Origin of the sequence: Phenylobacterium sp. (genome assembly GCF_035569475.1) — a bacterium.
Taxonomy (GTDB): Bacteria; Pseudomonadota; Alphaproteobacteria; order Caulobacterales; family Caulobacteraceae; genus Phenylobacterium.
This window is the reverse complement of record NZ_DATMNA010000016.1, coordinates 1-19,613: the sequence shown is the minus strand read 5'-3', so window position 1 is coordinate 19,613 and position 19,613 is coordinate 1. Positions and strand designations below refer to the sequence as shown.

The 19,613-nt window shown below is 69.6% G+C and carries 22 protein-coding genes and 1 pseudogene; 7 read left to right on the top strand and 16 right to left on the bottom strand.

The annotated features are described in order from the left end of the window. Positions 1-18: 18 nt before the first annotated feature. Complete coding sequence (gene thiD, locus VNW53_RS02240; RefSeq protein WP_325553344.1) at positions 19-822, bottom strand: bifunctional hydroxymethylpyrimidine kinase/phosphomethylpyrimidine kinase; 804 nt, start codon at positions 820-822, stop codon at positions 19-21. An 86-nt stretch (positions 823-908) separates the two neighbouring features. Between thiD and VNW53_RS02235 the strand changes: the two genes are divergently transcribed. Next, a complete protein-coding gene (locus tag VNW53_RS02235; protein ID WP_325553342.1) occupies positions 909-1,211 on the top strand; it encodes a metalloregulator ArsR/SmtB family transcription factor in 303 nt (100 codons plus the stop codon). Continuing rightward, positions 1,208-1,726, top strand: a complete 519-nt coding sequence (locus tag VNW53_RS02230) for an SRPBCC family protein (RefSeq protein WP_325553340.1) — start codon at positions 1,208-1,210, stop codon at positions 1,724-1,726. Before VNW53_RS02235 ends, VNW53_RS02230 begins: the two co-directional genes overlap by 4 nt. Here VNW53_RS02230 and folP read toward each other — a convergent pair. The 3 genes from folP to rpsU all read right to left on the bottom strand — a co-directional run bounded on the left by folP (position 1,705) and on the right by rpsU (position 4,960). Beyond that, entirely contained in the window at positions 1,705-2,553 is an 849-nt protein-coding gene (gene folP / locus VNW53_RS02225; RefSeq protein WP_325553338.1) for a dihydropteroate synthase, read from the bottom strand. The genes VNW53_RS02230 and folP overlap by 22 nt on opposite strands. Before the next feature lie 76 nt (positions 2,554-2,629). After that, on the bottom strand, positions 2,630-4,510 hold the full coding sequence (ftsH, locus tag VNW53_RS02220; protein WP_325553337.1) for an ATP-dependent zinc metalloprotease FtsH: 1,881 nt from the start codon (positions 4,508-4,510) through the stop codon (positions 2,630-2,632). A 213-nt stretch (positions 4,511-4,723) separates the two neighbouring features. Continuing rightward, positions 4,724-4,960: a 30S ribosomal protein S21 gene (gene rpsU / locus VNW53_RS02215; protein WP_199622309.1), complete on the bottom strand. Its 237-nt coding sequence runs from the start codon at positions 4,958-4,960 to the stop codon at positions 4,724-4,726. Positions 4,961-5,177: 217 nt separating this feature from the next. On the opposite strand from rpsU, the gene VNW53_RS02210 reads away from it, so the two are divergent. Then, a complete protein-coding gene (locus tag VNW53_RS02210; protein ID WP_325553336.1) occupies positions 5,178-5,849 on the top strand; it encodes a COQ9 family protein in 672 nt (223 codons plus the stop codon). Further along, complete coding sequence (locus VNW53_RS02205) at positions 5,846-6,397, top strand: hypothetical protein (RefSeq protein WP_325553335.1); 552 nt, start codon at positions 5,846-5,848, stop codon at positions 6,395-6,397. The genes VNW53_RS02210 and VNW53_RS02205 overlap by 4 nt, the downstream gene beginning before the upstream one ends. Here the strand turns inward: VNW53_RS02205 and VNW53_RS02200 are convergent. Together VNW53_RS02200 and purE are read right to left on the bottom strand one after the other, a co-directional pair. After that, complete coding sequence (locus VNW53_RS02200) at positions 6,375-7,460, bottom strand: 5-(carboxyamino)imidazole ribonucleotide synthase (RefSeq protein WP_414693229.1); 1,086 nt, start codon at positions 7,458-7,460, stop codon at positions 6,375-6,377. The two genes, VNW53_RS02205 and VNW53_RS02200, sit on opposite strands and share 23 nt — an antisense overlap. Next, positions 7,457-7,951 (bottom strand): 5-(carboxyamino)imidazole ribonucleotide mutase, encoded by a 495-nt coding sequence (purE, locus tag VNW53_RS02195; protein WP_325553334.1) that lies wholly within the window; start codon positions 7,949-7,951, stop codon positions 7,457-7,459. Before purE ends, VNW53_RS02200 begins: the two co-directional genes overlap by 4 nt. A 130-nt stretch (positions 7,952-8,081) precedes the next feature. Between purE and VNW53_RS02190 the strand changes: the two genes are divergently transcribed. Beyond that, positions 8,082-8,795 (top strand): GGDEF domain-containing protein, encoded by a 714-nt coding sequence (locus tag VNW53_RS02190; RefSeq protein ID WP_325553333.1) that lies wholly within the window; start codon positions 8,082-8,084, stop codon positions 8,793-8,795. Positions 8,796-8,957: 162 nt separating this feature from the next. Here VNW53_RS02190 and VNW53_RS02185 read toward each other — a convergent pair whose 3' ends face one another. The 3 genes from VNW53_RS02185 to VNW53_RS02175 are packed head-to-tail and all read right to left on the bottom strand — an operon-like array spanning position 8,958 to position 10,229. Further along, positions 8,958-9,167, bottom strand: a complete 210-nt coding sequence (locus VNW53_RS02185) for a YdcH family protein (protein ID WP_325553332.1) — start codon at positions 9,165-9,167, stop codon at positions 8,958-8,960. A 14-nt stretch (positions 9,168-9,181) separates the two neighbouring features. Further along, complete coding sequence (locus VNW53_RS02180; protein WP_325553330.1) at positions 9,182-9,625, bottom strand: TIGR02444 family protein; 444 nt, start codon at positions 9,623-9,625, stop codon at positions 9,182-9,184. A 4-nt stretch (positions 9,626-9,629) separates the two neighbouring features. Continuing rightward, positions 9,630-10,229: a UbiX family flavin prenyltransferase gene (locus VNW53_RS02175; protein WP_325553328.1), complete on the bottom strand. Its 600-nt coding sequence runs from the start codon at positions 10,227-10,229 to the stop codon at positions 9,630-9,632. 127 nt (positions 10,230-10,356) lie between these two features. Between VNW53_RS02175 and VNW53_RS02170 the strand changes: the two genes are divergently transcribed. Then, positions 10,357-10,530, top strand: coding sequence for a YdcH family protein (locus VNW53_RS02170; protein WP_325553326.1), 174 nt, complete (start codon positions 10,357-10,359; stop codon positions 10,528-10,530). 280 nt (positions 10,531-10,810) lie between these two features. Here VNW53_RS02170 and VNW53_RS02165 read toward each other — a convergent pair whose 3' ends face one another. From VNW53_RS02165 to VNW53_RS02145, 5 genes are all read right to left on the bottom strand, one after another. Further along, positions 10,811-11,506: a DUF1013 domain-containing protein gene (locus tag VNW53_RS02165; RefSeq protein ID WP_325553324.1), complete on the bottom strand. Its 696-nt coding sequence runs from the start codon at positions 11,504-11,506 to the stop codon at positions 10,811-10,813. 153 nt (positions 11,507-11,659) lie between these two features. Further along, positions 11,660-13,441: a M10 family metallopeptidase C-terminal domain-containing protein gene (locus tag VNW53_RS02160; protein ID WP_325553323.1), complete on the bottom strand. Its 1,782-nt coding sequence runs from the start codon at positions 13,439-13,441 to the stop codon at positions 11,660-11,662. A 306-nt stretch (positions 13,442-13,747) separates the two neighbouring features. After that, the gene (gene ribB, locus VNW53_RS02155) at positions 13,748-14,911 is read right to left on the bottom strand and encodes a 3,4-dihydroxy-2-butanone-4-phosphate synthase (protein WP_325553322.1); all 1,164 of its coding nucleotides are present in this window, start codon (positions 14,909-14,911) and stop codon (positions 13,748-13,750) included. After that, positions 14,908-15,492 (bottom strand): NAD(P)H-dependent oxidoreductase, encoded by a 585-nt coding sequence (locus tag VNW53_RS02150; RefSeq protein WP_325553321.1) that lies wholly within the window; start codon positions 15,490-15,492, stop codon positions 14,908-14,910. Before VNW53_RS02150 ends, ribB begins: the two co-directional genes overlap by 4 nt. Next, the gene (locus VNW53_RS02145) at positions 15,489-17,216 is read right to left on the bottom strand and encodes a class I adenylate-forming enzyme family protein (protein WP_325553400.1); all 1,728 of its coding nucleotides are present in this window, start codon (positions 17,214-17,216) and stop codon (positions 15,489-15,491) included. The genes VNW53_RS02150 and VNW53_RS02145 overlap by 4 nt, the downstream gene beginning before the upstream one ends. A gap of 47 nt (positions 17,217-17,263) precedes the next feature. Between VNW53_RS02145 and VNW53_RS02140 the strand changes: the two are divergent. Further along, positions 17,264-17,371 (top strand): annotated as a pseudogene (locus VNW53_RS02140) (hypothetical protein); the annotation flags it as partial. Between the two features lie 19 nt (positions 17,372-17,390). Here the strand turns inward: VNW53_RS02140 and VNW53_RS02135 are convergent. Next, positions 17,391-18,716 (bottom strand): acyl-CoA dehydrogenase family protein, encoded by a 1,326-nt coding sequence (locus VNW53_RS02135; protein ID WP_325553320.1) that lies wholly within the window; start codon positions 18,714-18,716, stop codon positions 17,391-17,393. Between the two features lie 262 nt (positions 18,717-18,978). Further along, on the bottom strand, positions 18,979-19,613 hold a 635-nt coding region (locus VNW53_RS02130; protein WP_325553319.1), incomplete at its 5' end, for a crotonase/enoyl-CoA hydratase family protein.

Here is a 19,613-nt window from a genome sequence, read left to right as displayed (position 1 = left end):
GCTGTTCCAGCACCCGGCTCACGCCTTGCCCCGGAGCGGCCAGCCATGGTCGAGCGGCCCGTGGCCGGCGCCGAGCCCCGGCGCGCGGGCGATGGCCTCCTGCACATAGGCCCAGGCGCGGGCGACCGCCTCGGTGAGCGTCAGGCCCTGCGCCAGGCCGGCCGCGCAGGCCGAGGCCAGGGTGCAGCCGGTGCCGTGGGTGTGGCGGGTTTCCTGGCGCTCGGCCTCGAACACCGTCTCGCCGTCGGGGGTCATCAGGATGTCCACCACGCGGGGGCCCGGCAGATGGCCGCCCTTCATCAGCACGGCCCTGGCGCCCGCCATCAGCAGGGCCTCGCCGGCGCGGCGCAGGCCGTCGTGCGAGGCCACGGTCTCGCCGGTCAGGGCCTCGGCTTCCGGGGCGTTGGGCGTCAACAGGGCCGCGCGGGGGATCAGCAGCGCGCGCATGGCGCCGGTCGCCGCGGGCGACAGCAGCGCCGCGCCGCCCTTGGCGACCATCACCGGGTCGACCACCGCCGGAACGGCGGATGCGGAATCCAGGAGGCGCGCGACCGCCTCGACCACCTCCAGGCCGCCCAGCATGCCGGTCTTGATGGCGTCGGCCCCGATGTCGTCCAGCACCGCGCGGCCCTGCGCCTCCACGACCTCCGCAGGGATCGCGTGGACGGCGCTGACTCCGCGCGTGTTCTGCACCGTGACCGCCGTGATCGCGGTGGCCGAATAACCGCCCAGCGCCGTCACCGTCTTGATGTCCGCCTGGATTCCCGCCCCGCCGCCGGAGTCGGAACCGGCGATGATCAGGACTCGGCCCAGGAAGCTCATGACTCCCGATAGCCCGGCGCAAGCGGATTTGCATCGGCCAAAAGAAATAACTTGACGGTTATATATCTTATCGGGAATATATCTGCATGACGCCGTTCGAAGCCATCGCCGAACCCAGCCGCCGCCAGATCCTCGACCTGCTTCGGGCCGGCGAGCGGCCGGCCGGCGACCTCGTCGAGGCTACGGGCCTCAGCCAGCCCGGGGTCTCCAAGCACCTGCGGCTGCTGCGCGAGGCGGGGCTGGTCAGCGTGCGGCCGGACGGCCAGCGCCGGCTCTACCGCCTCGAACCCGGCGAACTGGCCGAACTCGACGAATGGCTGAAACCCTTCCGCCGCTTCTGGGCCGAGCGCCTGGACGCCCTCGATGAGCATCTGGAGAAAGAACAATGATCACCACCGAGAACCTCCTGAGCGACGCGCCCCTGGGCGAGGTCACGCGCCAGGGCGAGGCCCTGCAGGTGGTCTTCCACCGCCGCTACAACAAACCCGTCGAGAAGGTCTGGGCCGCCCTGACCACGCCGGAGCGTCTCGCCGACTGGTTCGCCACCGCGGAGGTCGACCTGCGGGTCGGCGGGATCATGCGGTTGGGCTGGAATGGCGCGCACAAGACGGACGTGACCATCACCGTCTGCGAACCGCCGCGCGCCCTGGCCTGGCGCTGGAAGATCGGCGAGCGCGACACCCTGGTCCGCTTCGACCTCTCCCCGGAGGATGGCGGCTGCGCGCTCACCCTCACCCACTCGGGCCTCAGCCTCGACGGTGGGCGCGACGGCGGCGTGCGCGCCGGCTGGCATGCCCACCTGGAGGCCCTGCCCGACGCCATCGAGGGCCGCGCCACGTCCTGGGAGACCAAGACCGCTCGCGAGGCGGCGCTCGGCGACGCCTACCCCAAGCTCCCGGCCTGAGCGATCGCGCGCCAGACGCGCAGCGCCTGGACCGTCTCGCGGACGTCGTGGACCCGCACCGCCGCCACGCCGGCCGCGGCGCCGGCCAGGGCGCCCGCGATGGAGCCGCCGAGCCGCCGGTCCGCCTCCGCGCCGTCATCCAGGGCGCCGATGAAGCTCTTGCGGCTGACCCCCAGCAGCACGGGAAACCCCAGGGCCACGATCCTGTCGAGGCCCGCCAGCAGCGGCAGGTTGTGGCGCGTCCTGTGCTTGCCGAAGCCGACGCCGGGGTCGAGCCAGATGCGGTCCCGCGCCACGCCCGCCGCCATGGCGGCCTCGGCGCGGGCGGCCAGGAAGGCGGCGACCTCGCCCACCACGTCGTCGTAGCGCGGCTCGGCCTGCATCGTCCCGGGCTCGCCCTGCATGTGCATCAGCACCACCTCGCAGCCCAGCTCCGCCGCCACAGCCAGGCTGTCGGGCGCTTGGCGCAGGGCGGTGACGTCGTTCCAGATGGTCGCCCCGGCGGCGGCGGCGGCGCGGGCCACCGCGGGCTTCATGGTGTCGACGGAAATCGGCACGGCGCTCTCGGCGCGGATCGCGCGGATCAGGGGGACGACCCGGTCGATCTCCGCGGCGGCGTCGACGGGTTCGGCGCCCGGCCGCGTGGATTCCCCGCCCACGTCCAGGATGTCGGCGCCCTCGGCGATCAGCCGGCGGGCCTGGGCCAGGGCCGCCTCGGGCGCGGCGAACCGCCCGCCGTCGGAGAAGCTGTCCGGTGTCACGTTGAGCACGCCCATCACCTTCACGGGCATGGCGCGCACGGGCTGGGAGGCGGCGAAGGCGGTCATCGGGGCCCTGGATAATGAAAAAGGGCGGCCCCGTCGCCGGGAGCCGCCCCAATTCGCATCGTCCGTCGCCTGAACCTTACGCCGGCTCGGGCTTGGGCGAGATCGGCACCGCCACGGCGGGCCCGGTGGGCCGCTTGGCGTCGGCGTCCTCGCGGTTCGGGGCCACGCCCTTCAAGGCGCCGATGATCTCGTCGCCGCTCAGGGTCTCGTACTCGAGCAGGGCCTTCGCCAGGGTGTGCAGGTCCTCGAGCTTCTCGGTGAGGATGCGCTTGGCCTCGGCATAGCCGTTCTGCACCAGGCGCTTCACCTCGGCGTCGATGATGTTGGCGGTTTCTTCCGAGACGTTCTGGGTGCGCGACACCGAGTGGCCGAGGAAGACCTCCTCCTGGTTGTCGCCGTAGGAGACCAGGCCCAGCTTGTCGGAATAGCCCCAGCGGGTGACCATGTTGCGCGCCAGGCTGGTGGCCGCCTGGATGTCGCTGGAGGCGCCGGAGGTCACCTTGTCCTTGCCGAAGATCAGCTCCTCGGCGACGCGGCCGCCCATCATGATCGCCAGCCGCGAGGTCATCTGCTCGTAGTTCATGGAGTAGCGGTCGCCTTCCGGCAGTTGCATCACCATGCCCAGAGCCCGGCCGCGCGGGATGATCGTGGCCTTGTGCACCGGGTCCGCGGAGGGGACCGTCAGCGCCACCAGGGCGTGGCCGCCCTCGTGGTAGGCGGTGTTCTTCTTCTCGTCCTCGGTCATGACCATCGAGCGGCGCTCGGCGCCCATCATGACCTTGTCCTTGGCCTCTTCGAAGTCGCGCATGGTGACCATGCGGCGGTTCTTGCGCGCGGCCATCAGGGCCGCTTCGTTGACCAGGTTGGACAGGTCCGCGCCGGAAAAGCCCGGAGTCCCGCGGGCGATCACCTTGGTCTCGACGTCGGCGGCCAGCGGCACGTTCTTCATGTGCACGCGCAGGATGCGCTCGCGGCCGTTCACGTCGGGGTTCGGCACCACCACCTGGCGGTCGAAGCGGCCGGGCCGCAGCAGGGCCGGGTCCAGAACGTCGGGACGGTTGGTGGCGGCGATCAGGATGATGCCTTCGTTGGCCTCGAAGCCGTCCATCTCGACCAGCAACTGATTCAGCGTCTGCTCGCGCTCGTCGTTGCCGCCGCCCAGGCCCGCGCCGCGGTGGCGGCCGACGGCGTCGATTTCGTCGATGAAGATGATGCAGGGGGCGTTCTTCTTGGCCTGCTCGAACATGTCGCGCACGCGGCTGGCGCCGACGCCCACGAACATTTCCACGAAGTCCGAACCCGAGATCGTGAAGAACGGCACGCCCGCCTCGCCCGCGATCGCGCGGGCCAGCAGGGTCTTGCCCGTGCCCGGAGGGCCGATCAGCAGGGCGCCCTTGGGGATCTTGCCGCCCAGGCGCTGGAACTTCTGCGGGTCCTTCAGGAAGTCGACGATCTCGACGACCTCTTCCTTGGCCTCTTCCACGCCGGCCACGTCCTCGAAGGTGACGCGGTTCTTGTTCTCGGTCAGCAGGCGGGCCTTGGACTTGCCGAAGCCCATGGCGCCGCGGGCGCCGCCCTGCATCTGGCGCATGAAGAAGATCCAGACGCCGATCAGCAGCAGCACCGGCAGGCTCTGCAGCAGGAAGCCCACCAGGGTCATGCCGCCGGCGGCCTTCACCGAGATGTTGGCGCCCTGGCCTTCCAGGCGGCGCACCAGGTCATCCTGGTTGTTCGGCGTCACCGCCGTGAAGGACTTGTTGGCGCCGTCGGTGACCACCACCTGGCTGCCGCGGATCTCGGCGGCCTTGACCTGGCCCGAGTTCACCTTGCTGAGCAGTTGCGAATAGGTGATCTCGCCGGCGTTGGCGCCCTTCTGGCCACCGCCGGTGACCATCGAATAGAGGCCGATCAGGACGACGACGATAACGCCCCAGATGGCGAGATTGCGCAGGTTCATCGGTTTGGACCGCCTCAAAAAGGGCTTGGCGCCGAAACTCCCAAGATAGGAGCCTTGACGCCGTTTCACCAGTTGGCCGGACGATGCGCGACCTAAGACCGCGCCCCAACCCTGACCACGACCCCAAATACGAAGGGCCGCGCCTGACAGACGCGGCCCCTAGATAGGCATGAATTTACTGAATTAAGCGCTACCGAACGCCCTTAAGGGCCGCTACCGCGGCGCCGGCTTCTTCGGGGCGGCGATCAGGCCTTCGCGCTGGGCGCGCTTGCGGGCCAGCTTACGCGCCCGGCGCACGGCTTCCGCCTTCTGGCGGGCGCGCTTTTCCGACGGCTTTTCGTAGTGCACGTGCCGCTTCATTTCGCGGAACGAGCCTTCGCGCTGCATCTTCTTCTTCAGCGCCTTCAAGGCTTGGTCGACGTTGTTGTCGCGGACGAAAATCTGAACCAGGGTTCTCTCTCCTGTTGATCGCTTGGCGCCCGGCCCCCATCAGTCCCGGCTAGGGGCGGCGGCGAGCGAACAAAAAGGCCTATTTTAGAACGATTTGAGGTCCCGGAAGCTTTTGGCCTTCGGGATTGAGCGCGGCGAGATATCAGAAGAGGCCCGCGATGTCCACGCCGCACGCGAGGCTTTTCGCCTTCGCCGCGAGGTGGCGTAAGAGAGCGAGATGGCCAGAACCGCCCCCGAAGCCGCCGCCCCGGACTGGGCGCAGACCGCCGAGCAGCAGGTGCTGGACGCCGCGCTGAAGATCGTCGCGCACGAGGGATGGACCTCGCGCCTGGCGACCCTGGCCGGCAAGGCCTGCGGCCTCTCGGCCGGCGAGACGGAGCTCTTGCTGCCGCACGGGGCCGCCGATCTTGCAGCCCTGCTCTCCCGGCGGCACGACGCGGCGGCGCTGGCCGCGCTGGCCGCCGTCGACCCCAGCGCCCTGAAGATCCGCGAGCGCATCGCCCGCGGCGTCGAGGCCCGGGTGGCGGCCGCGGCCGCGGACGAGGCCGCCGTGCGTCGCCTCACGGGCTTCCTGGCCCTCCCGTCGAACCTCAGCCTGGGCGCGCGCCTGGCCTGGGAGAGCGCCGACGCTCTCTGGCGCTGGGCCGGCGACACCGCCACCGACGAGAACCACTATTCCAAGCGCGCCCTGCTGGCCGGCATCCTGACCGGCGCCATCGCCATCCGGCTGACGTCAGGGCCGGCTGCGGCGTTGGCCTTCACAGACCGGCGCATCGCCAACGTCATGACCTTCGAGAAGTGGAAGGCGACGACCCGGCTGAAGCCCGCCGCCATGATGGACAGCCTGGCCAGGGCGCTTGGCCACCTGCGGTACGGCGCTGAACGGTGACTCTCGCCGACCTCGCCAGCATCGGCGCCCTTGTGAATGGCGTCGCTGTCCTGGTCTCCTTGATCTACCTGAACCTCCAGACTCGTCAGACGGCGCGCAACCAGCAATCGCTGATGCAACATGGCCGCGCTCAGCAGCTCAGCGACTGGCTGCAATACATCGCCCACCCGGAGATCGCCGACGTCATGGTGCGCGGCAACGATGGGCGCTTGGAGCCCGCCGAGTTCGTCCGATACCACTCTGTGCTATGGTCGATCCTGCTGGTCTACGAGAACAACTTCGTCCAGCACCGCTCGGGCATGCTCGATGACAGGCAGTATGAGGCGACGCTGGGCTCCCTCAGATTCCAGTGCTCCCTGCCGGGCTTCCGCGCCAATTGGATAACCACCCGCCACATGTTTGACCGCGAATTCGCGGTCTTCGTCGACGACATGATCAGCAAGACGCCGGTCATCCTCGACATCGGCAGAAGGGGGCATACGGCCTGGGCGGCCCGGGCGGCCCAGGAGGCCGCGAAAGCCAGCCCTAAAGCGGCCGAACCCGGTTGAGGTGGCCCATCTTGCGGCCGGGGCGCGCGCCGCGCTTGCCGTAGAGGTGAATGCGGGTCTCCGGCTCGGCGGCGTATTTCGCCCAGGCGTCGGCGTCGTCGCCCAGCAGGTTCAGCATCTCGACCTGGGCGATGGCATGGGTGGGGCCGAGCGGCCAGCCGGCGACGGCGCGGATATGCTGCTCGAACTGGTCGACCTCGCAGCCGTCCTGGGTCCAGTGGCCGGTGTTGTGCACCCGGGGCGCGATCTCGTTCACCAGCAGGCGGCCATCGGCCATCTCGAAGAGCTCGATGCCGATCACGCCCACATAGTCGAGCCCAGCCAGGACCCGCGCGGCGATCCGCTCGGCCTGCTCGACCACCGCCTGGCCGGCGCGGGCCGGGGCGATGGAGCGGCGCAGCACGCCGTTCTCGTGGTGGTTCTCGGCCAGGGGATAGATGGCGGTCGCCCCGTCGCGGCCGCGCGCGGCGATGACGGAGAGCTCGCGCACGAAATCGGCGGCCGCCTCGACGATCACCGGCGCCCCGCCGAGGGCCTCGAAGGCCGCCGCGGCGTCGGCCGCGTGCTCCACCCAGCGCTGGCCCTTGCCGTCATAGCCCTCGCGGCGGGTCTTCATCAGGGCCGGCGCGCCGACCTGGCTCACCGCCGCCACGGCCTCGGCCGGCGAACTGGCCGGAGCGAAGGCCACGGTGGGCGCGCCGTGCGCGTTGAGGAAGGTCTTCTCCTCGAAGCGGTCCTGCGCCACGGCCAGGGCCTGCGGCCCGGGCGCGACGGCGACGCCGCGCGCGGCGAGCCAGGCCACCGAGGCCGCGGGGACATTCTCGAACTCGTAGGTGACCAGGCCGGTCAACTCGGCCAGTTCGGCGAGCGCCGCCTCGTCGGCGTAGCCGCCCACGATCAGCTTCGCGGCGGCGCGGCCGGCGGGGCTGTCGGCCTCGCGCTCCAGCACCACCACGTCGAAGCCCAGGCGCGCGGCGGCGAGCGCCAGCATGCGGCCGAGCTGGCCGCCGCCGAGGATGCCGATCGACGAACCTGGCGCCAGGGGGAAAACCGGCGGGCTCACGCGTCCTCGACGGTCTCGGGGATGCTGTCGGTCTGGTTGGCGGTGAAGGCCGCCAGCCGCTGGGCGATCCCTTCGTCGGAGAGCGCCAGGATCTTGGCGGCCATCAGGCCTGCGTTCTTGGCGCCCGCCTCGCCGATCGCCAGAGTCCCCACCGGGATGCCGGCCGGCATCTGGACGATGGAGAGCAGGCTGTCCATGCCCTTCAGCGCCTTGGATTCGATCGGCACGCCCAGCACGGGCAGCTCGGTGAGTGAGGCGGTCATGCCCGGCAGGTGCGCCGCCCCGCCGGCCGCGGCGATGATCACCTTGAAGCCGGCCGCCTTGGCCCCCTTGGCGAAGTGGTACATCCGCTCGGGCGTGCGGTGGGCGGAGACCACCTTGGCCTCGTAGGCCACGCCCAGGGCGTCGAGCATTTCGGCGGCATGGCGCAGGATCGGCCAGTCGGAGCGGCTGCCCATAATGATGGCGACGGGCGCTGACGCGGCGCTCATGTCGATCCGACCCCCATATACGAAGGCGGCGGAGTATAGGCGCCGACTTTGCAGGGGCAACCAAGGACAGCTAGATTCACCAAATCGTCGTGCGCGTCCTTGATTCCACAGCCCCGCTCGGGAAACAGCCATGAAGATCACCGGCGCACGTAATGAGCCCTTCTCGGCCATGCGAAGACGCGCGTTGGCCCAGGCCGGCGCCCAGGTGCGGAGTTCGACGCCCGTCGATTCCACCGAGTTCCTGGGCATCGCCGAGGTGGAAATGACGCCTTCGGTGAAGGCCGCCATCCAGACCCTGATGGGCGAGATCGACGACCTGCGCGGCGAGGTGGGCCGCCTGAAGGGCCGCCTGGCCGAAACCGAGGAGCTGGCCGACCGCGACGCGCTGACCCCGCTGCTCAACCGGCGGGCCTTCGTGCGCGAGCTGGGCCGCATCCGCACCTTCGCCCAGCGCTACGGCTTGCCGGCCAGCCTGGTCTACATCGACCTCGACGACTTGAAGGGCGTCAACGACCGCCTGGGCCACGCCGCCGGCGACGCCGCGCTGAAGGCGGTGGCCGAGCGGCTGGTCTCCCAGCTCCGCGAAAGCGACATCGTGGGCCGCATGGGCGGCGACGAGTTCGCCGTGATCCTGGCCCAGGCCGATCACGCGACCGCCGAAGCCAAGGCCGCGGCGCTGGCCCGCGCCATCGAGGCCGAGCCCCTGCGATTCGGCGAATGGTCTGCCCCGCTGCACATCTCCTGGGGGGTGCGCGAGATCACCCAGGACGCCGAGCCGGAGGGCCTGGTGGCCGACGCCGACGCGGCCATGTTCGCCCGCAAGCGCGGCCGCAAGTCGGCGTAGAGTTCCAGTTCCTCCCCCAGGCCGAAGGCCGATCAGGGGGAGGGGGCTCGGCGCATCGCGCCCAGACGGAGGGGGTTTCACCCACGGCTGACGGACCCGGTGGGCTTCGCCCCCCTCAGTCACCTGCGGTGACAGCTCCCCCTGAGGGGTATGCATCTGGAGCTACGCGATGATGTCCGGGTTGAGCTGGTCCTCGATGCGGGCGATCTCGTCCTTCAGGGCCAGCTTCTTGCGCTTCAGCCGGGCGATCAGCAGCATGTCGGGGAGCGGCGACAGCGCGATCGCCTGTACGGCCGCGTCGAGGTCAGAGTGATCCTGGCGAAGGGCGCTGAGCCTCGCGATCAGGGCGGCTTCTGACAGGTCGTCGTTCATCGGCGCGCGATGTTCTAGCCCAGAGCCGCGGCGAGCGCAGCCAGGGCGTTGGCGGGCGCGGGCTTTCCCCAGGCGGCCGCGGCGGCCTCCAGTGCGGCCAGGGCGTGGGCGCCGCCCTGGTCTCCGGTCATCGCCTCCAGAGCCTCCATCAGCACCCGCTCGGCGCGCAGCTCCACGGCCTTCACGTCGTCGCGAAGGCCCTCGCGCTCGCCGTCGTCGACCCCGTCGAAGGCGGGCTTCAGGGCGCGGCGGACGTCCCGGATCGGGACCAGGGCCAGGGCCTCCCAGCGGCGGGCCACGTCGGCGGCGCGGGCCAGCAGGGCCGGATCGGCCGCCTCGGCCCAGACCGCCCAGAGCAGCAGCGAGGTGTTCTGGCCGAACTCGTCCTGCAGGGTGAGGCAGGCTTCGGGCGCGCCGGGGCGGGCGTAGGCCTGCAGCGTCCAGTCCCACAACGACATGGCTTCAGATCTCCGCCTTCAACGGCCCGACGTCGCGGCCCCACCGCTTAACCGGCGTCCATGACAGTCCGAAGAGGTCGAGCGCGCGGCCCACCGACTGGTCGACCATGGCGCCCAGGTCCGCGGGCTGGGCGTAGAAGGCGGGCATCGGCGGGGCGATCACCGCGCCCATCTCGGCCAGCCGAACCAGGGTGCGCAGGTGGCCCAGGTGCAGCGGCGTCTCGCGCACCATCAGCACCAGCGGCCGCCGCTCCTTGAGCGCGACGTCGGCCGCCCGGCTCAGCAGCGAGGACGTCACCCCGGTGGCGATCTCGCTCATGGTGCGCACCGAGCAGGGCGCCACGATCATGCCGAGCGTCTTGAACGATCCCGACGCGATGGAGGCGCCGATGTCGGCGACCTTGTGGACGACATCGGCCTTGGCGTTGACGTCGGCGGGCGAGAGCGCGGTCTCCTGCGCCAGGGTCAGCGCCGCGGCCTTGCTCATCACCAGGTGGGATTCGATGCCGAGGTCCCGGCAGGCGTCGAGGGCGCGAAGGCCGTAGACGATCCCCGAGGCGCCGGAAATTCCCACCACCAGCCTTGGTTGCTCGCCCTGCGGCATAAAAGGGGTCCCTAACGCGCGAACGGCGCGCATCGTCTCAGCTACGCCGCCTGCAAACATATGTGATCTGACAGCCGCGCATAGCGGGTGTTCACTGCGCCCTCCAACAGCAAGGAGGCCACTCGTCATGGCGTTGGAAGCCCGGATCCGCGAGCTCGGATCCCGTCACCAGTCCCTGGAAAACGCGATCCAGGACGAAATGAGCAGGCCCGCCGCAGACGACATCCGACTGAAGGAACTGAAGCGACAAAAGCTGAAGCTGAAGGAAGAGATGGAAGCCCTTCGAGGCCAGTTGCACTAGGACCCTTCCCACTCAGGTTGGCTCAACCGGAGTGGAGGAGAAGGGTTCCGGATATGGCCGACGCCCCTGTTTTTCTAGGCGCTTCCTGACAAGATCCCTCCCGCAATCGGGAGAGCAGACGCCGGCGGTGCGCCGGCAAGGGTGGGAGATCCTGCAAGGATGCTCCCACCCGTTCTGTGCGCGGCGCCACAGCCCTTCCGTTTGGGTTGAAGGGCTCCAGATATAGACGACGACCCCGTCCTGTCCCGGCTGACTTGGACCAAGTCAGCCGGGACGGGGGCTAATCCTCGTCGTCGTGGTCGTCGTGATCCTCGAACACGGACTGGGCGGTATGCTCGCCGGCGTGGGCCTCGGCGGGCTCCTCGTTCTCGATCACGCCGGTCTCGGACGCCGGCATCAGGGTCGGGCCTTCCGGTTCGACGATGCCCTTGCGCTTGTCGTCGCGGGCCTTCTTCTCGGCCGCCTTCTTGACCACCGCGTCCAGCTCGAGCTGGGTCGACAGGCCCAGCGTCACCGGGTCGACCGGCTTGATGTTGGCCGAGTTCCAGTGGGTGCGGTTGCGCACCTGGTCGATGGTGGCCTTGGTGGTGCCCAGGATGCGGGCGAGCTGGGCGTCGGCCACCTCCGGGTGGTTGCGCAGGAACCAGGCGATGGCGTCCGGCCGGTCCTGGCGGCGCGACACGGGCGTGTAGCGCGGCGCCTTCTTCTGCGGCTTCAGATATTCGGCGTGGCGGCTCTTGAGCGCCACCAGCCTGTGCTTGGGGTTCTTCTCGGCGGCGTCCAGCTCCTCGCGGCTTAGCTGGCCGTTGGCGATCGGGTCGGCGCCGCGGATGTCGCGCGCCACTTCGCCGTCGGCGATGCCCTTCACCTCCAGCGGGTGCAGGCCGCAGAAATCCGCGATCTGCTCGAAGGTCAGCGAGGTGTTGTCGACCAGCCAGACGGCGGTCGCCTTCGGCATCAGGATGTCGGTGCTCATGGTCTTATCTTTTCGCGTCTTTTCCGTGCGTCGGAAATGAAGGCGCCCGGCCTTTCGGCCGGGCGGTGAGTGGCGATCTATAGGCCGGATCAACGGTTTGGGAAACGGGATTTGTCATCCCCTCCCCGCGCCAGGCTCGCCCTGAGGGGGCGTCTAGCCCTCGAAGATCCAGTTGCCCGTCAGGCTGGAGAGCTTCACCCCGGCCAGGATCATCTCGTTGCCGCCGCCCATGTCGATGACCGTGTCATTGCCGACCTGGCTGACCGTGTAGGTCGTCCCGGGATCGAGCATCACCCGGTCGCCCTGCGCCAGGCTGAAGTCGAGCACCTTGTCGATTCCGGCGTCCTGGCTCGAGTGGAAGATATCCGCGCCGGCGCCGCCGCTCATGGTGTCGTTGCCCCGGTCGCCGGAGATGAAGTCGTTGCCCGAGCCGCCGACGATGGAGTCATCGCCCTGGCCGCCCCGCAGGATATCCCCGCCGTCGCCGCCGATCAGGGTGTCGTTGCCCAGGTTGCCGTAGATCAGGTTCTGCCCGTGGTGGGCGGTGATCATGTCGTCGCCCTGGCCGCCGACCAGCCAGTCGTTGCCGCCGGATCCGCCGTCGATGGTGTCGGCGCCCTTGTTGCCGTTGATGTCGTCGAAGCCGGAGCCGCCCTGGATCGAGTCGTCGCCGTCCTCGCCGCGCAGATAGTTCGCGCCGCTGACCTCGGTGATGGTGTCGTTGCCGGCGCCGGCCATCACCGTGTCGTTGCCGCCGCCGCCGACGATGGAGTTGTTCAGGGCGTTGCCGACGATCGAGTCCGGGCCCGAGCCGCCGATGGCGTTCTCGATATTGGCCCCCTCGGCGATCGTGACGTTGCCGGTCAGCCCGCCCACGCTGGAGAAGAAGCCGGGCCGCAGGTCGATGGTCTGGGCCTGGGAGTAGCCGGAGAAGTCCAGGGTGTCGTTGCCGCCGGCGTCCCACACGGCGAAGACCGCCTTCTGGAAGCTGCCCGTGATCGTATACCAGGGCAGGCCGGTGTTGGAGTTGAAGCCGTAGACCGTGTCCCCGGTGCGGGTGGTCATGTTCGGCCCGTACTCGAGCTGGGCCGCGGCGATGTCGTCCAGCAGGGGCGCCGCCGAATAGTAGCCGCCGCCGAAGTTGGCCCCGGTGTTGGCCTCGCTGAAGTAGCTCATCACCGTGTACTGGCGGTCGTCCTCGTAGTAGCCGGCGTCCACCGCGTAGGAGAGGGTGACGTTGGCCTCGGCGTTGTAGTTGCTGGGGTGGTCCAGGCCGATGGTGTGGCCGATCTCGTGCACCAGCACCTGGCCGCCGTAGTTCCCCGTGGCGGGCGCGGCGTTGTAGCTGAGCGTCGAATTGACCCACACGTCGCCCGCCGACGAGGTGAAGCTGGTGTTGCCGGGAAAGTTGCCGAAAGCCGCGGCGCCGGCCTCGCCGGTCGTGTAGTCCGCGAACAGGATGGTGGCGTTGTCGGAATAGGCCGCCGGCCCGCTGTCGCCGGAGCCGACGCGCACGAACTTGATGTTGGCGACGTCCGACCAGGCCTGCAGCGACAACAGGGCCTGGTCGATCTGGGCGGTGTTGAATTGCTGGAAGCCGCCGGTGTCGCTGGGCATCTGGGCCGGAGCGTCGGCGCGGAAGGCGAAGGTGACGGTGAACGGCTGGCCGAGCGCGGCCGACCAGCCGGGCATGCCGCGGACGATCTGATTGGCCGCCTCGTCGATGGTGAGGCTGGGCTTGCCGTTGTCGGCGATCCCGGCGCGGGAATCGGCGTTCAGGAAGAACTCCGGCCCGCCGCCGCCGGTGATGAGCGTCGTTTCCGGCAGCGGATAGGGGTCGAATCCCGACGCGTCATGGGCCGTCCCCTCGGGCGACGGCCGGCCCATCAGGCTCATTCCATAGGGATCGGTCACGAGGTTGGGCGTGGGCGGCATCTGAACGTCTCTACCAAGCCCATCCCTTTCAATTCTTTACGAGAATCCCAAGCGTCCCGCAACCTCAGGTTTGCAGGTTCAGCCGCCGCAAGCAAGCGTCCAGCCGCCCTCTCCCGCCCGAGGCGGGGCGGCGGCCGGACTGTTGTCGAACAGGGCTGGGCGGTCCAGCCGCTTCGCGCCGGAGGCGACTGGGTGGCTAGAGCCCTTCCCACTCAGGTTGAATCAACCTGAGTGGATAAGAAGGGCTCCAGATATAGGCGACGACCCTGTCCCGGCTGACTTGATCCAAGTCAGCCGGGACAGGGTCTAGAGCGGTTCGCGTCCCAGGATGCGCAGGCCGTAGCCGGCTGACCCCGGCAGGACGGTCTTGGACGAGGTGAGCAGCTTCATGTCGCGCACGCCCAGGTCGATGAGGATCTGGGCGCCCACGCCATAGTCGCGCAGCACGTTCTCGGTCTGGCTGACCTCGGGCTGGCCATAGCGCTCCGAGAGCCAGGCGGGGTTGGGATCGCGGATGAACACGGCCACGCCTGCGCCGTCGTAGTCGGCGATGGCCTGCAGCGCCCTTGGCACGTAGTCCCGGCGGGCTTCCACATGGCCCAGCATGTCGGCGGCGAAATCCACGCGATGCATCCGGACCAAGGTCGGCTTTTCCGGGTCGATCTTGCCCTTGGTCAGGACCACGTGCTCCGCGCCGTCGATGATGTTGCGGTAGATCACCATCCGGAAGCGGCCGCCGTAGGAGGAATCGAACGGCGTCTCCAGCACCCGCTCCACCTGCCGCTCGGTGCGGCGGCGGTAGGCGATCAGGTCGGCGATGGCGCCGATCTTCAGCCCATGCAGTTGGGCGAAGGCGACCAGGTCGGGAAGACGGGCCATCGAGCCGTCGTCCTTCATGATCTCGCAGATCACGCCGGCGGCGTTGAGGCCCGCCATGCGGCTGATGTCGACCGCCGCCTCGGTATGGCCGGCCCGGACCAGGACGCCGCCGTCCTTGGCCACCAGCGGGAAGACGTGGCCCGGCGAGACGATGTCGTCGGGACCCTTGGTCGGATCCACCGCCACGGCGATGGTGTGGGCCCGGTCGTGGGCGGAGATGCCGGTGGTGACCCCCTCGCGCGCCTCGATGGAGACGGTGAAGGCGGTGCCGTGGCCCGACTGGTTGTCGCTGGCCATGGGTGGCAGGCGCAGCGCCCGGGCGCGCTCGGCGGTGATCGACAGGCAGATCAGGCCCCGCGCATGCTTGGCCATGAAGTTGATCTGCTCGGGCGTGGCGAACTGGGCGGGGATGATGACGTCGCCCTCGTTCTCCCGGTCCTCGGCGTCGACCAGGATGTAGGGCCGCCCGTTGCGGGCGTCCTCGATGATGTCCTCGATCGGCGAGATCGCCGAGGAGAAGGCGTCCGGATCGGGCGTGGGCCTGCCGCCTCCGGGTCCTTGAGCGGGGGGCACGAGGTAGGGGCGCTTCATTGGTCGGCTCCCGTCATCTGGGCGCGGCGCATCTGGGCGAACTCCATCACCTGGTCGGCCACTGTGGCGATCTGGCCGGCGTCCCGGGCTTCGCGGCACTCGCCCACCGCGTCGAACAGGTTGGCGGCGGTGAGCGCCGCCCCGTAGGGCGTCGGCCAGCCCCGCATGGCATGTATGATGCCGCGGACCGCCATCAAGGTGGTGCCGCCGGCTTGCGCGCCATCGGCGGTGATGATGATCCCCACCGGCTTGCCGTGGAAGTAGGGCCGTGGATCGGCCCGGGTCAACTCCAGGGTGTCCAGCGCGTTCTTGACCACCCCGGACAGCGAGCCGTGATAGCCGGGCGTCGCCAGGATGATCCCGTCGGCGTCGCGCACCGCCTGGGCCAGCTCGGCCTGTTCGGCGCTGGGGCCGCTGGGGCCGGGATTGAAATGCGGCAGCCGTTCCAGGAACTCGCCGCCGAACAGCCGCGTCCGCGCGCCCGCGGCCTCAGCCTGGCGCAGCGCCAGGATCAGCGCCCGCTCGGTCGCCGACCCGGGGCGCGGCGTGCCGCCGATACCGACGATCAGCGGTCCGCTCATGCGCTCTCCGTCTGTGGCGCGAACACCTTCTTCAGCTCCGTCTTGACGATCTTGCCGTTGGCGTTGCGGGGCAGCATCTCAGGCCAGAAGACCACCTTCACCGGGACCTTGAAACCCGCCAACCGTTCGCGGACGAAGTTGCGAAGCTCGCCCTCGGTCGCCGTCTCGCCGGGCTTCAGGCGGACCACCGCACCGGGCTCCTCGCCCAGAGTCTTGTGGGGGATGCCGACGATGGCCGCGTCCATCACCGCCGGGTGCTCGTAGAGGGCGTTCTCGACCTCCACGCAGTAGATGTTCTCGCCGCCGCGGATCAGCATGTCCTTGGCCCGGTCGATGATGAACAGGAAGCCTTCCTCGTCGATCCGCGCCAGGTCGCCGGTGCGAAGCCAGCCGTCGACGAAGGTCTCGGCCGTGGCCTGCGGCTTGTTCCAGTAGCCCTTCACCACCTGGGGGCCCTTGCACCAGAGTTCGCCGACCGCGCCCACGGGCAGGACCGTCTTGCCGTCGGCCGGATCGCGGATCTGCATCTCGCCCACCGGCGCAGCCGGCCCGGCGCTGTCGGGGCGGTTCTCGTAGTCCTTGCCCAGGTGCGAGGTGAAGGTGGCCGTGGTCTCGGTCATGCCCCAGCCGTTGCCGGGCTGCGAGCCGGGGAAGGTCTCGGCGATCTTGCGCACCAGCTCCGGCGCCGAGGGCGCGCCGCCATAGGTGACCGCCACGAGCGACGAGAGGTCGTACTTGGCGCGCGCCGGATGCTCGATGAGCTGCCAGGCGATGGTCGGCACCCCGCCGGTGGAGGAGACCCTCTCCCGCTCGATCAGCCGCATGGCCGGCTCGGCGTCCCAGCGGCGCATGAGCACGATCTTGCCGCCGGCGTTCATCGTCGGGCCCAGGGTCGCCGACAGGCCTGTGGCGTGGAAGAACGGCACGACCAGCAGGGTCACCCGCTGCGGCAGCTTGTGCGGGTCGGTCTCCGGCAGGGGCTCGCCGGCGCGCAGGAAGTTGCGCATCGCCGAGATGCCGCCGGCGCCGATGTTGGAGGTCATGTTGCGGTGGGTGCCGAGCGCTCCCTTGGGCTTCCCGGTCGTTCCCGAAGTGTAGAGGATGGTGGCGTCGTCCTCCGGCTCCATCGCCACGTCGGGCAGCGGATGGTCGGGCAGACTGCCCCAGCCGTTCACCGGCCCGATCACGTCTTCCAGCCGGGCGAGCTTGGGATGCGACAACGCTTCGGTCGCTCTCGAAACGTAGACGCGTTGCAGGTCGCCCAGACCGTCCAGGAACTCGGAGACCCGGCCCAGGCGCTCGTCGTCGACGATGGCGACCTTGGTCCCGGAGTCGGCCAGGCCGTATTCCAGCTCGGGCCCGGTCCACCAGGCGTTCAGCGGGGTGACGATGGCGCCGGCCAGGACGCCGGCGAAGAAGGCCACCGGCCATTCCGGCAGGTTGCGCATGATCACCGCGACCCGGTCGCCCTTCCGGACGCCATCGGCCTGGAGCCGGCGGGCGAGCGCGATCGCGGCGCGGGCGAAGGCCTCGTAGGTCGCGCGCTCGTCGTCGTAGACCAGGAACTCGCGGTCGGGAAACGCGCGGGCGTTCAGGAACACGTCGCGCAAGGTCGGCGGCGCATTCTTCCAGACCCTCGTCATGACGCCCCGGATCGGCATCTCGACGATCTCCAGCCGCTCGCCCGGCGCGGTCAGCCGCGCGTGGGCTTCGGCGATCGACATCACAGGCCAGGGTTTCTCACTCACGCCTTCGCTCCAGAATTCATCCTCATCCCGGCCGCAGCGAAGCGGAGAGCCGGGACCCAGGCGGACACGCAATGCGCGCGCCCCTGGGTCCCGGATCGGCTCTTCGGCCGTCCGGGATGACAGCTATATAGATCGGACTTGAGGCCGTCGTCAGGCCGGCGCCTTGTCCCGCCGCTCCGCATAGGCCGCCTTCAGCTCGTCCAGCTCCGTGGCGTACTTCTCCTGGGCCGCCTCGCGCAGCTTGGGGATATGGTAGGCGGGGAAGAGGTCGTTGTCGGGGCGGTAGTCCTTCAGAACCTGCTTGGCCAGCGTGACCTTGTGCACCTCGGTGGGCCCATCGGCGATGCCCATCACCAGCGAACTCGTCACCATGTGCATGAACGGCATCTCGTTGGAGACCCCCAGCGCCCCGTGCAGATGGGCAGCCTTGGTGGCGATGTCGTTATAGACCCGCGGCATCATCACCTTGATGGCGGCGATGTCCTTGCGGACCATCTGGTAGTCCTGGTGCTTGTCGATCAGCCAGGCGGTGCGCAGCACCATCAGGCGGAAGCTTTCCAGGGCGATCCAGCTATCGGCGATGTCGGCCTGGACCATCTGCAGATCGGCGAGCCGGCCGTCGCGGGTCTTGCGGCTGACGGCCCGCCTGCACATCAGGTCGAGCGCGTTCTTGCAGGCGCCGACCGTGCGCATGGCGTGGTGCACGCGCCCGCCGCCCAGCCGCACCTGGGCGATCACGAAGGCCGCGCCGCGCTCGCCCAGCAGGGCGTCGTAGGGCAGCCGCACATTGGCGTAGCGGACATAGCCCTCGGTCCCGCCGCCGATCTCCCCGCCGCCACCGACGGCCACGTTGCGGACGATCTCCACCCCGGGTGTGTCGGTGGGGACCAGGAAGATCGAGGTGCGCCGGTAAGGGTCCTTGGCGTCCGGGTCGGTGACCGCATAGAGCACCAGCACCTTGGAATACCGCGCGTTGGTAGAGAACCATTTCTCGCCGTTGATCACCCATTCGTCGCCCTCCAGCACCGCGCGGGTCTGGAAGGTCAGCGGGTCGGAGCCGCCGGTGGGCTCGCTCATCGAGAAGGCCGAGCGGATCTCGCCATTCAAGAGCGGCCACAGGTAGCGCTCCTTCTGGGCCTCGGTGCCGTAGTGGGCGATGATCTCGGCGTTGCCCGAGTCCGGCGCCTGGCAGCCGAAGACGGTGGGCGCCAGGGCGTTGCGGCCCAGCTTCTCGTTCATCAGGCCCAGCTTCAACTGGCCATAGCCCTGGCCGCCGAGGTCGGGGCCCAGGTGGCAGGCCCACAGGCCCTGGTCCTTCACCTTCTGCTGCAGCGGCTTGATGAACTTCTCGCGGCCGAGCGAGCCGTGCGCCGCCATGCCCAGGTGCGAAAGCGGCTCGACTTCCTCCCGCATGAAATCCTCGATCCAGTCGAGCTTCTTCTGGAACTCAGGATCGGTCTCGAAATCCCAGGCCATCTTGCCTCTCCCACGCGCTCCATTTTTCGAACCTTGGGTACGGTTTGAGCGTCGGATCATTATCGAACGGGGGTTCGACTTAGGCAACGAGACTCCTCTCCCCCGGCGAAGCCGAGAGGGAGAGGTTTGGGAGAGGGCGGCTGGGCAAACCCGCCTCCGCGGTCGGTCGAGGGCCCTCGCGCTAGCGCCGTGGATCGCGCTCGCAGGAGCCGCCCTCTCCCGACCCTCTCCCTCTCTCGCTGACGCTCGGGGGAGAGGAGCTTTAGAAGCTGCCGCCGCGCCCCTCGCCAGCGGCGAAGCGGGCGGCGCCTTCCTGGCTCTGCCCCGAGCGCAGGGCCTCCATGCCCAGCGCGATCTCCGCGGCCGTGGCCTGGTCCCAATCCAGCGACCACTGGCCGATGGCCGAGAGGCGGTCGTTCCTCATGCAGAGCTGCGGGAAGGCCGAGAGTTGGGCGGCCAGCTCCAGCGCCGCGTCCAGGGCCCCGCCCCTGGGCGCCAGGCGGTTGGCGAGGCCGATGTCATAGGCCTCCTGCGCCTCGACCGGCCGCCCGGTGAGGATCAGGTCGATGGCCCGCGAGGCGCCGATCAGCCGGGGCAGGCGCACGGTGCCGAGGTCGATCAGCGGCACCCCGAAGCGGCGGCAGAAGACGCCGAACACCGCGCCCTCGGCGGCGACCCGCAGATCCGCCCAGCAGGCGACCTCCAGCCCGCCGGCCACCGCGTGGCCCTCCACCGCGGCGATCACCGGCTTGCCGAGCGACAGCCGGGTCACGCCCATCGGCCCCAGGTCGCCGTCGCGATGCACCGGGTTGCCGCGCCCCTCGGCCACGCCCTTCAGGTCGGCGCCGGCGCAAAAGGCGCCGCCGCGCCCCTGCAGGACCGCGACGTCCAGCGCCT

Excerpts from the sequence above, each read along its gene's own strand:
- thiD (WP_325553344.1), bottom strand. The coding sequence starts at position 822 with ATGAGCTTCCTGGGCCGAGTCCTGATCATCGCCGGTTCCGACTCCGGC.
- VNW53_RS02235 (WP_325553342.1), top strand. The coding sequence starts at position 909 with ATGACGCCGTTCGAAGCCATCGCCGAACCCAGCCGCCGCCAGATCCTC.
- VNW53_RS02230 (WP_325553340.1), top strand. The coding sequence starts at position 1,208 with ATGATCACCACCGAGAACCTCCTGAGCGACGCGCCCCTGGGCGAGGTC.
- folP (WP_325553338.1), bottom strand. The coding sequence starts at position 2,553 with ATGACCGCCTTCGCCGCCTCCCAGCCCGTGCGCGCCATGCCCGTGAAG.
- ftsH (WP_325553337.1), bottom strand. The coding sequence starts at position 4,510 with ATGAACCTGCGCAATCTCGCCATCTGGGGCGTTATCGTCGTCGTCCTG.
- VNW53_RS02210 (WP_325553336.1), top strand. The coding sequence starts at position 5,178 with ATGGCCAGAACCGCCCCCGAAGCCGCCGCCCCGGACTGGGCGCAGACC.
- purE (WP_325553334.1), bottom strand. The coding sequence starts at position 7,951 with ATGAGCGCCGCGTCAGCGCCCGTCGCCATCATTATGGGCAGCCGCTCC.
- VNW53_RS02190 (WP_325553333.1), top strand. The coding sequence starts at position 8,082 with ATGAAGATCACCGGCGCACGTAATGAGCCCTTCTCGGCCATGCGAAGA.
- VNW53_RS02185 (WP_325553332.1), bottom strand. The coding sequence starts at position 9,167 with ATGAACGACGACCTGTCAGAAGCCGCCCTGATCGCGAGGCTCAGCGCC.
- VNW53_RS02180 (WP_325553330.1), bottom strand. The coding sequence starts at position 9,625 with ATGTCGTTGTGGGACTGGACGCTGCAGGCCTACGCCCGCCCCGGCGCG.
- VNW53_RS02175 (WP_325553328.1), bottom strand. The coding sequence starts at position 10,229 with ATGCCGCAGGGCGAGCAACCAAGGCTGGTGGTGGGAATTTCCGGCGCC.
- VNW53_RS02170 (WP_325553326.1), top strand. The coding sequence starts at position 10,357 with ATGGCGTTGGAAGCCCGGATCCGCGAGCTCGGATCCCGTCACCAGTCC.
- VNW53_RS02165 (WP_325553324.1), bottom strand. The coding sequence starts at position 11,506 with ATGAGCACCGACATCCTGATGCCGAAGGCGACCGCCGTCTGGCTGGTC.
- VNW53_RS02160 (WP_325553323.1), bottom strand. The coding sequence starts at position 13,441 with ATGCCGCCCACGCCCAACCTCGTGACCGATCCCTATGGAATGAGCCTG.
- ribB (WP_325553322.1), bottom strand. The coding sequence starts at position 14,911 with ATGAAGCGCCCCTACCTCGTGCCCCCCGCTCAAGGACCCGGAGGCGGC.
- VNW53_RS02150 (WP_325553321.1), bottom strand. The coding sequence starts at position 15,492 with ATGAGCGGACCGCTGATCGTCGGTATCGGCGGCACGCCGCGCCCCGGG.
- VNW53_RS02145 (WP_325553400.1), bottom strand. The coding sequence starts at position 17,216 with ATGTCGATCGCCGAAGCCCACGCGCGGCTGACCGCGCCGGGCGAGCGG.
- VNW53_RS02135 (WP_325553320.1), bottom strand. The coding sequence starts at position 18,716 with ATGGCCTGGGATTTCGAGACCGATCCTGAGTTCCAGAAGAAGCTCGAC.